The sequence below is a fragment of the Ensifer sp. GW821-FHT05G01 genome (assembly GCF_059419585.1).
In genome coordinates this window covers 49,440-62,378 of record NZ_JBWKSC010000005.1, presented here as the reverse complement: position 1 = coordinate 62,378, position 12,939 = coordinate 49,440, and the positions used below count along the sequence as shown (strand labels likewise).

The 12,939-nt window shown below is 63.6% G+C and carries 7 protein-coding genes; 3 read left to right on the top strand and 4 right to left on the bottom strand.

The window, feature by feature from the left end:
• Positions 1–150: 150 nt before the first annotated feature.
• Positions 151–1,236 (top strand): MerR family transcriptional regulator, encoded by a 1,086-nt coding sequence (locus AC07UR_RS13955; protein WP_209790498.1) that lies wholly within the window; start codon positions 151–153, stop codon positions 1,234–1,236.
• Between the two features lie 140 nt (positions 1,237–1,376).
• Here the strand turns inward: AC07UR_RS13955 and AC07UR_RS13950 are convergent, their stop codons facing one another.
• From AC07UR_RS13950 to AC07UR_RS13935, 4 genes are all read right to left on the bottom strand, one after another.
• The gene (locus AC07UR_RS13950) at positions 1,377–5,552 is read right to left on the bottom strand and encodes a translocation/assembly module TamB domain-containing protein (protein ID WP_209790499.1); all 4,176 of its coding nucleotides are present in this window, start codon (positions 5,550–5,552) and stop codon (positions 1,377–1,379) included.
• Positions 5,553–5,664: 112 nt separating this feature from the next.
• Entirely contained in the window at positions 5,665–7,578 is a 1,914-nt protein-coding gene (locus AC07UR_RS13945) for an autotransporter assembly complex protein TamA (RefSeq protein ID WP_209790500.1), read from the bottom strand.
• A gap of 279 nt (positions 7,579–7,857) precedes the next feature.
• Positions 7,858–9,087: an MFS transporter gene (locus tag AC07UR_RS13940; protein ID WP_209790501.1), complete on the bottom strand. Its 1,230-nt coding sequence runs from the start codon at positions 9,085–9,087 to the stop codon at positions 7,858–7,860.
• A gap of 240 nt (positions 9,088–9,327) precedes the next feature.
• Positions 9,328–9,585: a YMGG-like glycine zipper-containing protein gene (locus AC07UR_RS13935; RefSeq protein WP_065780791.1), complete on the bottom strand. Its 258-nt coding sequence runs from the start codon at positions 9,583–9,585 to the stop codon at positions 9,328–9,330.
• 429 nt (positions 9,586–10,014) lie between these two features.
• Between AC07UR_RS13935 and AC07UR_RS13930 the strand changes: the two genes are divergently transcribed.
• Together AC07UR_RS13930 and AC07UR_RS13925 are read left to right on the top strand one after the other, a co-directional pair.
• Positions 10,015–10,503: a (2Fe-2S)-binding protein gene (locus AC07UR_RS13930; RefSeq protein WP_209790502.1), complete on the top strand. Its 489-nt coding sequence runs from the start codon at positions 10,015–10,017 to the stop codon at positions 10,501–10,503.
• Positions 10,504–10,586: 83 nt separating this feature from the next.
• The gene (locus AC07UR_RS13925; protein ID WP_209790503.1) at positions 10,587–12,935 is read left to right on the top strand and encodes a xanthine dehydrogenase family protein molybdopterin-binding subunit; all 2,349 of its coding nucleotides are present in this window, start codon (positions 10,587–10,589) and stop codon (positions 12,933–12,935) included.
• Positions 12,936–12,939 lie beyond the last annotated feature (4 nt).

Below are 12,939 nucleotides of genomic sequence, written 5' to 3'. Positions count from 1 at the left end.
GGAGGGCATGTAGGGACGGGATTGTGCAAAATCCATGTCGGCCGGGTCGGAATGGGTTCATTCTTGCCGCACTCTCGATGCAACCCGCACAAAATACCGCTTGAGCCGAACCTAAGGTCATACCTTAGAAGACGATTGCAGGAGGCTTTCATGAGCGACAAGCGAAACCGTGACCACCTTTTGACCGCTGCCGAATGCGCCGAACGTCTCGGCCTGACGGTCAGGGCGCTGCGCGTCTATGAAGACCGCGGTCTGATCGCGCCGCGCCGGACGGAAAAGAACTGGCGGCTCTATGGCGGTGCGGAGATTGCACGGTTGACCGAGATCCTCGCCCTGAAGCGTCTCGGCCTCAGCCTGACCCGGATCACCATTCTGCTTGCCGGCACCACGCCGGATCTCGGACAGACGCTGACGATCCAGCAATCCGCGCTCGTCGATCTGCGTGACCGGGTCGAGCACAGCCTGTCGCTGGTCGGCGCTGCGCTCAAGAAGATATCGAGCGGCCAGGCGGTCTCGATCAGCGAACTCATCACGCTTGCCAAGGAGACCAGGATGACCGACCTATCGCCCGACACCGTCGCATGGCGGCGCTACGAGCAGGCACGGCCGCGGACGGAAGTTCGCTTCGAGCCCGAAAAACACGGCTCTGTTGTCGGCGACTTTCAGTTCGAGACCGGCGACGTGCTTAGCATCACCCGGTGCGACGGCGGGCTGTTGGCTCAACTGACCGGACAGAGCGCGATCGAGATCTATCCCGAAGCGGACGACCTGTTTTTCTACCGGGTCGTCCAGGCGCAACTTTCCTTCACCCGTGACGAGCGGGGGGAGTTGGAAGGGGTAGTCCTGCATCAGGGCGGCTACGAGCAGACGGCGAAGCGCATCGACGAGAGAAGGGCGCGCGCTGTTGCCGACGACCTGGAGAAAAGGGTGAAGGATAAGATCCCGTTTCCCAACAGCGAGGCATTGCTTCGCCGCGTCATTGCCGAGCATCAGCGCGGCGAGCCTGACTATGACGCAATGTTGCCGGCACTTGCGGCAGCGGCGCGTGAACAGGCACCGATCGTCAAGGCAGAACTCGCCCGCCTGGGGGCGTTGCGGAGCGTCGCGTTCAAGGGTGTGCTGCAGGAGGGGTCCGACGTCTATGATGTGCGGTTCGAAAAAGGAACGCTCGAATGCGGCCTGACCCTCGCCCCCGATGGCAAGCTCAGCGGTATCTACTTTCGCCCCGGGCTCTGACGCTCGATCGACAGCATCGCCTTCCGATGACGAAAGGCACCAATGAACAAACCCGCGGATCGATAGCGAACCGCGGGTTTGTTCATTGATGGTGAAAGTAGGCGCAGCTACAGCCGAGGCGGCGTCGGTCACGTGCCGCCTCAGTATTCCTTTTCGAAGAAGATACCGCCTGATGCCGAGCCGTCGCCGGCGGCGGAGCCCTTGAGCTTGACGCCCTTGCCAACATCGAGATTGATCACAGCCTTGCTGGAGCCTGAGTCCGAACCCTGCTGCAGTTCAATGTAGGTGCGGTCGTTGAGATATTTGCCGGCCCTGACCGAGGCGCCGCCGTTCTCGTCAGTAGTGACGTCAAGATCGTCGACGCCGAGCTTGTTGCGCAGACCGTCGAGCAAGGAGGTCGAACCGCCACCTGCCAGCTGGCTGACGGCGGAGGCAAGCTGAGCGATCTGGAAGGCCGAGAGATTGGACAGCGAGCGGTTGAAGATCAGCTGCGCCAATATTTCATCCTGGGGCAGGGCGGGTGAGGACGAGAAGGTGATCTGCGGGTTGTTGGCAAGACCGGCGACATTGACGGTGATGGTCGTCGCGCCGGAGGTCGAGGTCGCCTTGAGATCGAGCGTCGGAATCAGGTCGCCACCAAAGCCGATGGTGCCGTCGGTAAAGGTCAGCCGCTTGCCGAGAATTTCGAGGCGGCCGCGGCGCATCTCGAAACCGCCAGATATCGTCGGCTGCACGGCTGTCCCGCGGATGGTCAGATCGCCTCCGAGTTCGGCATCGATGCCGCGGCCGCGCACGAAGACCTGGTTGGCGGTGACGCCAAGGTTGAAGGCAATGACGCCGCTGGCATTGGCGCCTGCCGGCCGCTCGTCCCTGCGCAGGTCCCTTGCCATCTGCTTCACCTTGGGCGGAGCATTCCTGTGCTTGATGTCGATGGCCGAGAGCGAGGTCGGCAGTTTCTCCGGAATGGTGATCGCCGCCCTGCGGATCGTTACCCTGCCGCCGAGCGTCGGCGTGGCGACCAGTGGACCCGTCAAGGTCATCTCGCCGGCGAGCTGGGCGTTGAACAGCGTGCCGTCGACATAACTGGCGTTGTTGAGCCGGATCGTCAGGTTGGCCGGGAAGCCGGAGCCGGCAACGGTACCGACTGTACCGGTGACCTCGACCGAACCGCCGCTTGCAAGGTTGGCGGAAAGCCTTGATATCGTCGCCTGCCTGCCGTCGAGCGCCACGTTGGCCGTCAGGTTGTTGAGTGCAAGGTTGCGCCGGACGTCGACGAGGCGTCCGCCCGACGTGGCGATCGTGCCGGCTATCTGCGGCGCCCTGGCCGAACCTGATATCGTGAGATCGACGGTGGCCTGGCCGGTCAGCGTGAAGCCCTGTTCGGCCATCAGGTTGGCAATGAGCGCGAAGGGTACGTTGCCGTTGAACCTCATTGACATCGGCATGTTGCCGCCGATGTCGACATTGCCGCCGCCCCTGAAGGAGAGACCGCCGGCGCCTGACAGCGTGGTGTCGAGCGTCACGCGATTGTTGACGAACCTGCCGTCGGCCGAAATATCGAAGGCGCCGACGCCTGCGCTGCGTGCCGCGGCCAGCGAAGCGCCTGACCATTTCAGGTTATAGGCGACGACCGGCGATGCTGCCGTTCCGTCGACGTCGACGGTGCCGGCGATCGTGCCTTCTGCGCCGAGATTTGGGGCAAAGGCGTTGACGAGGGCCGCCGGCAGCGCGTTGAGCTTCGCCGTGATATCGAGCTTTTCGCCGGCGGTGCCGCTGACCGCGATCGTGCCCCTCGATGCCTGGACCGTTAGAGCATTCAGGCGCACGGTACCCTTCTCGATCGCAATCACGGTCGGTGCCGCGAGCTTCAGGGCAATCTGCCTCGGCGTTGCGCCGAAGGAGGAAAGACGGATTTCCGTGCGGCCGTTCGAACTCGTCAGATCGCCCTTGGCCGTCAGCGGTCCGCCGTCATATCTGCCGTCGATGGCAAAGCCGGTCTTGCCCGCTTCTTGAGTGAAATTGAGGCTCAAGTCGGAAACCCGGTTGGGCCCTTGCGCAATCGTCTCCGCCCGCACACTACCTCTGATCGCCAGCGCCGAGAGATCGGCAATGGTGATGTCGGCCGTCGGCTTGGCGATCGTCAGATCGTTGCGCTTGATGCCGCTGCCGCCGGCCTTGAGCACGATGGAGGTGATGCCGTTGGTCGTCTTGATCGCGGCCGATCCGGAGAGATCGCCGGACGCCTTCTGGCCCGCCATGGCGGCAAGCAATCCGAGATCCGGAAGCTTGAACTCGACGGTGCCATCCGGCTTGAAATCGGGCGTGAAGCTGATGGCGCCGTTGAGCGTGTTCTCACCGATCCTGGCTTCGAGCACCGGGATCGATGTGCGACCGTCCTTCGATACAACGTCGGCGCGTACGTTGATCGGCTGGCCGTCGAGCGCACCGGTTGCGGTCAGCTTGGCCTGCGGGCTGCTCTGGTTCGCGGTGGCGTCGGCCTTGATCGTCAGGTCGCTCAGCGTGCGACCGGCGAGTGTCGCGCCGCTCGAGGTCAGTTCCGCCTTGATGCCGAGTTCGGAAAGCGGTCCGGTTACGGCGGCGGTGAAGTCGGCCTTGCCTTTGGCATCGGCGAGCAGCTTGCCGAGATCCGGCAGGGCGCCCTTGAGGTCCGCGGTCAGGTTGCCACCGGCGAGCGCCACGGAGCCGGCAGCTTCGATGGTCCCGGATTTCAGGTCAATGTTTTCGACCGTGACGCTGCCGTCGGCACCGGTCGTGAGACTGCCCGCAAGTGCGATCGTGCCGTCGAACTTCGCCGCGGCTGCCGGCGGCAGGGCGCTTGGCACCGTGAAGAGCTTGAAGGTGGCAGCGACCGTGTTGGTTTCACGGGAGAAGGCGCCCTCGACCGTGCCGCCGATGCCGGGGCTTTCGATCGTCACCGGATTGAAGGCGATGCTGTCCGTGGCAACAGCGATGTCGCCGACGATCTTCATCGGCGCCTGGACCAGTCGTGCGAGATCGGCATTGTCGAAGCCCGCCTGGCCGACCTCGACGGTCGTCTTGATCGGGCCCGTCTGGGTCGCGAGGTTGAAGCCGTCGCTTTGAGCAGAAAGCTTGACCGCGCCGAGCGCCACCTCCGGCAGTGCGACGGAGGCGACATCGGCGGCGATGTCAAGGATTGCCGACTGCGCGTCGCCGATCAGGGACAGGTTGACGGTGTTGATCAGGGCGCGGGCTTCGCCCTTTTCCAGCGGCCAGCGGAAATCGATCGCGCCGTTGGTGCCGGCAAGGTTGGCCTGCAGATTGTTGTCGCCCTTGCTGTTGAACGTGCCCGACGCGCTGAGCGCGAGCGAGCCGGTCGAGATGGTGCCCTTGTCGACGCGCACCATGCCCTTGCCGTCGAAGGCGGTGGCAAGGTCGATGCTGGTGCTGCCCTCGAACATTGGCCGAAGCGCCGGCGGCATCAGCGAACCGAAGCCGCCGCCACCGGCGAGCGTCAGCGTGTGCATGCCGTCCGTCGTCTGGACGTGGCGACCATCGAGCTTGAGGATCTCGGTGCCGTCGAGCGCCGCCGTTCCAGTCCCGGCCCAGTCCGAAAGGGGGCCTTCGCCTGTGACCGTTATGTTGACGGCGGGTTCGTTCGGCAGACGCAGGAGCTTGGCCAGAACGCCGTTGGCGGGCTCGTTGACCGTTGCTTCCAGTTTCAGCTCGTTGCCGGCCGGATTGAAGACGATGTCGGCCACGGCGCGGGCGTCCGGCCGATCGCGCTGCGCCGCGGTTATCGCGAGTGCGATGCTCTCGTTGGTGGCATTCACCTTGCCGCTGGCCGTCAGGAACTGGTCCTCGCCGGCGATTGCCTTGCCGATGACGATTTCCTTGAGCTCGATCGCGTCGATCTTGACGTCGACCGGCAGCGCGAAGGTCGAGCGCACTTCCTTGGTTTCCGTCGAAGGCACAGGCAGGCGCTCGACGCGGATGGAACCGGCCGAGAGCGCCGCGGCGTCGAAGCGGAAGGAGAGAAGGGCCGCGGGCGACCAGTTGAGCGAGAGGTCTCGAACCTCCGCGTAAATGCCCTCGCCGTCGAACAGCGTCACGCTGCCGGCGGTGAACTTCCCTGTCAACAGCGGGCTCGGGTCGGAAATCCGCACGATCTGGTCGGGAGTGGCCGCATACTTTTCGATCGCCCAGGCGACAAGGCGGGCGCCGGGTGTCGTGAAGCCGACGAAGGCGACGAGGAGAAGGGCTGCGACCGCGAGAGCGCCAAGCACGTAAAGGCCATAGCGCAGCGTCGCGCGAAGAAAGCGGACGACCTGATTCATGAACTACCCATAACGCAACTTGCGTCGCTGCGGAATCTTTGCCGGCGGAAACTCCGGGCGATCGGGCTAAATTTACCGCCCACGGATAGAAATCGGTCGAAACCGCCTGGATTCAGAAGGACTGACCGATACCGGCATAGATGCCGTAGGTCGTGCCGCCAGGATATTTGTTGAGCGGCATGGCCACATCGAGACGGATCGGCCCGAACGGCGTCTGGTAACGAAGGCCGATGCCGGCGCCGGCGCGAATGTCGGAGAAGTCGGGCGTGGTGCTCGCCGATACCGTACCGGCATCGATGAAGGGAACGATGCCGATCGTGTCGGTGATGGCGATGCGTGCCTCCACCGAAGCGTTGACATAGGAGCGTCCGCCGGTCAGGTCGTTGCTGGCATTGCGCGGGCTGATCTCCTGATAGGAATAGCCACGCACAGAGCCGCCGCCGCCGAGATAGAAGCGGCGGTTGGCGGGAATGTCGGCCAGGCCGTCGCCGCCGACCAGAACGCCCGCGCCGATCTTGCCGGCGAGAACGAACCGCTTCTCGTCACCGAGAGCGTGATAGCCCGAAGCGGTTGCCTCGAAGGATGAGAAGAAGGTCTGGCCCTTGATCTCGTAGCTCGGCTTGGCGTTGATCAGCGCACGGTAGCCTTCGGTCGCGTTCAGCTTGTCGTCGCGGGTGTCGCGCACGTATTCGAGCGGAACGGCGGCCGTCAGGTAGGAGTTGGAGCCGAAGGCGTCGTCGACATCCGCCCAGCTGAGCTCACCGCCACCAGAAACCGTATCGGTCGGCGACAGTTCGAATGTTGCCCCGGCCGCACCGGTCAGGATCTTGGCGCGATAGGCATCCGGATCCTGAATGTTGGCCTTGAGGCTGGCGGTGAAGGTCGAGGTCGGACCGAAGGCGCCGGGCTTGGCAAAAAGGATGCCGGCGGAATAGTCGAGTTTGTCGAGCTCCTGGGTCTCGCCGATACGGTCGATCGAGCCCTCGATACGCAACGATTCGGCTCGGCCGAACAGATTGCGGTGTCCCCAATAACCGGAAAGTCCGAGGCCGTCCGTTGTCGAGACCTGGGCGCCGAAGCCGAAAAAACGGTGCTTGCCCTCCGACACCTCGATCTTCATCGGGATCGAGCCATCGGGCGAAAGGGTGCCCGCTTCTTTGATGGTAACGCTCGAGAACACGCCGAGCTGGCGCAGCCGCTCGGAGGCTCTGCGGATGTCCTCGGGCGAATAGGGCCGACCTTCGTTGAGCCGCGAAAAATCGCGCACGAAGCCTGGATCGACGGTCTTGGTTCCGGAAACGCTGACTTCGCCGACCGGTGCGACCGGCCCACCTTCCGCTGATATCACCACGTCGACGGTCGAATCTGCATGGTCGGCAACGACGCTGCGCTCGGTCAGCTTGGCAAACGGCCGCCCCTGTTCGCGCAGGTCGTTGACGACTTTTTCACCGGCCCTAATGATCAGCGTCGAATCTGCGCGTGCGCCAGGTACGAGATCGTAGTCGGCGGGATTGAGGCCGGCGGCATCACCATCGAACTTGACCGAACCGAGCGTAAACACCGGGCCCGGCTTAACGGTCACAGTGACGGGTACGGGCTGGCCGTTGGGGAAGGAGGGATCGGGCGGCAGGCTGTCAAGGTTCTGGCCGTTGATCTGGATCGCCACGGTGCCGCCGTAGCGCGCCTTCTCGTAGAGTGCCGCCAGCAGGCGGTCGCGGTCGTCGCGGGCGCGGATCGCAAGGCCAAGGTCGCCGGAAACCGGTTTTTCCTGGCCCTGAACCAGCTGCGAGCTGTTCTCCAGCGCCTCTTTCAGTTCCTTGTCATCGGTGCCTGGGTCGAAGGTGAGGGTGTAATTAACGGGGTCGATGACCTGCGCCTCGTCCTCGTCGCCCTCGAAAAATTTCATGCCGAAAATCTTGAACGCGTAGGCTTTGCTCGCGGACATGGGGCCAAGCGCGCACGAGGCGGCAACTGCGAGTGCAGTCGCTGCCTTCCAGTACGCAATACTCGACCGTGGTGGGGACATTCGCTTCCGCATCCCGTCTTAAGGCGACCCAATACAAACTGCCTTCTATGCGGCGGGGTCACTATTGCATGCCTAAGGTTTTCCATCTGTTAACGATGACGGCGCTCGGCATCCACCCCTGAGGCCCAGATTCCGGGTCGATTTCGCTGAAAAAGACCCGGAATGTTGTCAGCGCAGCACAAAAACCAGGTGCAGTAGCCGAGATGGCGGTTGCCGTGGACGTCTGTCGGGCGATGCTTGCCGGGCATCGGACGGTCGCATCGAGGCAACATGACAGGGTCAAGCCGGTTCAGGCAGCGCCCGTAACCTCGGAACCTGCGAGGCGATGATGACAAGAAACTGGATGAAGAAACCCACTGTTGCGACCGCCAGGCAAGCCTCGACGCCATAGTGGGTGGCGACGATGGCGCCGAGCGCTGCGCCAACGGGTCTTGCGCCGAATGTGGCCGTGGTGATGAAGGCTGAAACTCGACCCAGCATCGCGTTCGGGGTGATGGCCTGCCGGAGCGTCAACGTGGCGATCGACCAGAGAACCGGTCCCGCACCGAACAGAAAGAAGCTCAATCCCGCAAGCGCGCCATGGGGGAACCAGATCGTCAGCAGCATGACGACGGCTGCGAGCAGACCGCCAAGCGGACCGAGCGCGATCATGACGCCGAACGGAATGCGGCGCGCAATGGCCGGGGCGGCATAGGCGCCGATCATCATGCCGGCTCCATAGATGCCGAGCGTCACGCCGACACCGGTTGCCGTCAATCCGAGTGTGCGGACGGCATAGGCGACATAGACTGCCTGCAGCACGAACCAGGATGTGTTGAAGACGATTGCGGTCACGAGGATTGGTCGCAGCAGCGTATGGCCGGCAAGGAAACGCGCGCCTTCAACAAGGTCATGAAGCAGATCGCGCCGTGATCGCGCCGACTGCTCCTGTTCGCTGAGGCCGGCAAGCAGGACGACGGCGAGAAGGGAAAGCGTGGTCGCCGCGACATAGGCAAGCGACGCGCCGGTCCAGGCGACGATCGCCCCGCCGATCGCCGGCCCGCCGGAATAGGCGAGGCTGCGGGCAAGCTCCAGCCAGCGATTGGCATCGGCAAGCTGCGCGCGTGGGACGATCGCCGGGATCAGTGCCGGTGCGGCGACATTGTAGCAAACCGTTCCGATCGCCCCGACGAAACCCATGATCGCCAGAAGCGGCAGCGTGAGCAGGCCGCTCGCCATCAAAACCAGGGTGGCGACCAGCGACAGGGCGCGCAGCATTTCCGAAAGCACCATGAGCGTTCGCCGCGAGGCGCGATCGACGAGCAGGCCGGCCGGAATGGACAGCAGCAGAAACGGCAACGTTTGGGCCATCTGCAGCCAGCCGGTTTCGGCAGGGCCGGCCGAAAGCAGAAGGACGGCGGCAAGCGGCGCTGCCGCCAAGGCGATTTGCTCGGAGAATTGGGCAAAAAGGTTGGACCAACCGATGCGTTTGAACGCGGAGGGTAGGGCGGCGGCAGGCGGTTTGGGCATGGAGAGGTCCTCGAACATGATGTTTCGAGGCACCTGACAGAATTGCGTTGCTGCCGGCCACCCGGTTCCTGCGCCACCACGTTCGATGGGGTTGCCGGGCGAGAAAATGGTCTGCAGTTCGACGATAGGGGCAGAAACGAAAAAACCCTCATGGCGGGAACCATGAGGGGTGATGATGTTACGCCCTGACGGTCATTCGACGTAGGGCATCTTGTCGATGCGATCGACCGTCCGTGCGGCTTAGCGCGGGCAGGAGTCGATGTAGCGGCGGCCGTAACGGTCGCGGTAGTAGCACTGGCCCGGCTGTTCGGTGACATTGCCGATGACCGCGCCGGAGACGCCGCCGATGGCAGCGCCGACAGCTGCACCACGGACGTCGCCGGTGATCGCGCCGCCGATGATCGCACCCGAGACGGCGCCGATGCCGGCACCCTTTTCAGTCTGGGTGCAGCTCGCAACCGACAAGGCAACCAGCACAAGTGCGATGGCTTTCTTCATTGTTCTCTCCGATCTCTACGGATCTCAGCCTGTCGCCTCGTCCGTCCCTTGAGTGATTGGCAAAAAGACGGCTGTCTTTCTCCACCTGAACTTGCAATTGCAGAAAATAAACCGGCCGCTGTGAAAGTCTACAGAAGGTCCGGCGGATTCTCTTCGCCGCCAACATAATGATATCGTTCCTGAACGGGACATGAAGGCCTCATTCCGGCAAGCGCAACCATCACGGAAATTTTTTATCGTGGCCGGCCCTCGGGCGGTTGCGACATTCCAAAAAAAGACAATGATACAGACAAGCCACGGGAACGCGGAGGAGCGGGCCACGAGGCGAAGGGCATCGATAGCAGTTGGCGCGTTTCCAGAAGTCGCGTGAACAGATCATCACCCGGCTTCCCGCGCTCGTGTTGGCATTGACCCACCCGGAGGAGCGAAATGGCGAAAATTACAATGACGGTCAACGGCCGTCAGGTGAGCGGTCAGTGCGATGACCGAACGCTGCTGGTGCATTTCATTCGCGAGAACCTTGGACTGACCGGCACCCATGTCGGCTGCGACACGTCGCAATGCGGCGCCTGTGTCGTCCACATGGATGGAAAGTCGGTCAAGAGCTGTTCCACCCTCGCCGCGCAGGCGGCGGGCTCGCAGATCACCACAATCGAAGGCCTGGCTGCAAACGGCGAGCTGCATCCGGTGCAGGCGGCCTTCAAGGCCAATCACGGCCTGCAATGCGGCTTCTGCACTCCGGGCATGGTGATGACGGCCGTCGACATGATCCGCCGGCATGGCGGGCAGCTCGACGAGGCGACCGTTCGCGCCGAGCTCGAAGGCAATATCTGTCGGTGCACCGGCTACCACAACATCGTCAAGTCGATCCTGGCGGCTGCCGCCGAAATGGGCGGTGCCCGCGTCGCTGCCGAATGACATCCGGCCCGCGGCGATGACATGTCGCCGCGATCACATTTCACCGCAGGAGTTTCGCTGGATATCTCGGGAGGAGATCGGCAATGGGCGTTGAAGGTATTGGCGCGCGGGTGGCGCGCAAGGAAGACAAGAGGTTCCTGACCGGCAAGGGACGCTACACGGACGACATGTCGGTGCCCGGCATGAAATATGCGATCTTTGTGCGCAGCCCTTATGCGCATGCGAAAATCAGGTCTATCGACGCGACTGCGGCCAAGGCCATGCCCGGGGTGATCGGCGTGCTCGACGGCAAGCAGCTGCTCGCCGACGGCATTGGCAATCTCATCTGCGGCTGGATGATCCATTCCAAGGACGGATCGCCGATGAAGATGGGCGCCTGGCGGCCGCTTGCCCATGAGACGGTGCGTTATGTCGGCGATGCGGTCGCCATCGTCGTCGCCGACAGCGTCACCGAGGCGAAGGATGCGGCGGAAGCCGTCGTCGTCGACTACCAGGAACTGCCCGTCGTCACCGATGCGACGAAGGCGCTGGAACAGGGCCAGCCGCAGCTGCATCCGGAGGCGCCAAACAATCTGATCTTCGACTGGCAGATCGGCGATCCCGCCGCCACCGACAAGGCGATTGCTTCTGCGGCCCATGTGACCGAGATCACCATCCACAACAACCGCCTGTCGCCGAACCCGATGGAGCCGCGGGCCACGCTCGGGATCTATGACGGCGGCGACGACCACTACACCTGCTACACGACCAGCCAGAACCCGCATGTGGCGCGGCTGGTGATGAGCGCGTTCTACAATGTCGCGCCTGAAAACAAGCTGCGCGTCATCGCGCCTGATGTCGGCGGCGGCTTCGGCTCGAAGATCTACATCTATCCCGAAGAGATCGTCTGTCTCTGGGCCTCCAAACGCACCGGCGTGCCGGTGAAATGGACGTCCGACCGGACGGAAGCGTTCCTGACCGACGCCCATGGCCGCGATCACCTCTCGAAGGTGAAGATGGCGTTCGACGCCAACAACCGGATCATTGGGCTGAAGGTCGACACGGTCGCCAATCTCGGCGCCTACATGTCGCTGTTCTCCTCGGCGGTGCCGACCTATCTCTATGCGACGCTGCTCTCAGGCCAGTACGACATCCCGGCGATCCACGCCAATGTGCGCACGGTCTACACCAACACCGCCCCGGTCGATGCCTATCGCGGCGCCGGTCGGCCGGAAGCGACCTATCTCCTGGAACGCACCATGGAGACGGCGGCGCGCGAACTCGGGGTCTCGCCGGCGGAACTGCGGCGGATCAATTTCATCCGCTCCTTCCCGCACCAGACACCCGTGATCATGAACTACGACGCCGGCGACTACGATGCCTCGCTCGATGCGGCGATGAAGGCCGCCGACTGGAACGGCTTTACTGCCCGCAAGGCGGAAGCAGCCGGACGCGGCATGAAGCGCGGCATCGGCATGAGCTGCTATATCGAGGCCTGCGGCATCGCGCCGTCGGCGGCTGTCGGCTCGCTCGGCGCCGGCGTCGGCTTGTGGGAATCGGCCGAGGTCCGGGTCAATGCCGTCGGCACGATCGAGGTGTTGACCGGCTCGCACAGCCACGGGCAGGGGCATGAAACCACCTTCGCCCAGCTGGTCGCTGATCGTTTCGGCGTGCCGATCGACAGCGTCAACATCGTGCACGGAGACACCGACAAGGTGCAGATGGGCATGGGCACTTACGGCTCGCGCTCGGGTGCCGTCGGCATGTCGGCAGTCGTCAAGGCGCTCGACAAGGTCGAGGCCAAGGCGAAGAAGATCGCCGCCCACCTGATGGAGGCGGACGAAAGCGACATCGTCATCGAGAACGGTGAACTGAAGGTCGCTGGTACCGACAAGACGGTGCCGTGGTTCCAGATGGCGCTCGCCGCCTATACCGCCCACAACCTGCCGCCGGGCATGGAGCCGGGGCTGAAGGAGGGCGCCTTCTATGATCCGGCCAACTTTACCTTCCCGGCCGGCTGCTACATCTGCGAAGTCGAGGTTGATCCGGAAACCGGCGTGACGAAGATCATCCAGTTCGTTGCGGCCGATGATTTCGGCAACATCATCAACCCGATGATCGTCGAGGGGCAGGTGCATGGCGGGCTGGCGCAGGGTATCGGCCAGGCGCTGCTCGAGAACGTTCACTACGACCCGGAAAACGGCCAACTGCTGACGGCGAGCTACATGGACTACGCCATGCCGCGCGCCGACGATCTGCCGTCGTTCAAGGTCTCGACCTCGAACACGCCCTGCCCGAACAATCCGCTCGGGATCAAGGGCTGTGGCGAGGCCGGCGCCATCGGCTCGCCGCCGGCGCTGATCAACGCCATCACCGATGCCATCGGCAACAACCGGCTGACGATGCCGGCGACGCCGCAGAAGGTGTGGGCCGCCGCCCACGCCGCCAACTGAACGG

Coding starts and splice junctions, on each gene's coding strand:
- AC07UR_RS13950 (WP_209790499.1), bottom strand. CDS start 5,552: ATGAATCAGGTCGTCCGCTTTCTTCGCGCGACGCTGCGCTATGGCCTT.
- AC07UR_RS13940 (WP_209790501.1), bottom strand. CDS start 9,087: ATGCCCAAACCGCCTGCCGCCGCCCTACCCTCCGCGTTCAAACGCATC.
- AC07UR_RS13935 (WP_065780791.1), bottom strand. CDS start 9,585: ATGAAGAAAGCCATCGCACTTGTGCTGGTTGCCTTGTCGGTTGCGAGC.
- AC07UR_RS13955 (WP_209790498.1), top strand. CDS start 151: ATGAGCGACAAGCGAAACCGTGACCACCTTTTGACCGCTGCCGAATGC.
- AC07UR_RS13925 (WP_209790503.1), top strand. CDS start 10,587: ATGGGCGTTGAAGGTATTGGCGCGCGGGTGGCGCGCAAGGAAGACAAG.
- AC07UR_RS13945 (WP_209790500.1), bottom strand. CDS start 7,578: ATGTCCCCACCACGGTCGAGTATTGCGTACTGGAAGGCAGCGACTGCA.
- AC07UR_RS13930 (WP_209790502.1), top strand. CDS start 10,015: ATGGCGAAAATTACAATGACGGTCAACGGCCGTCAGGTGAGCGGTCAG.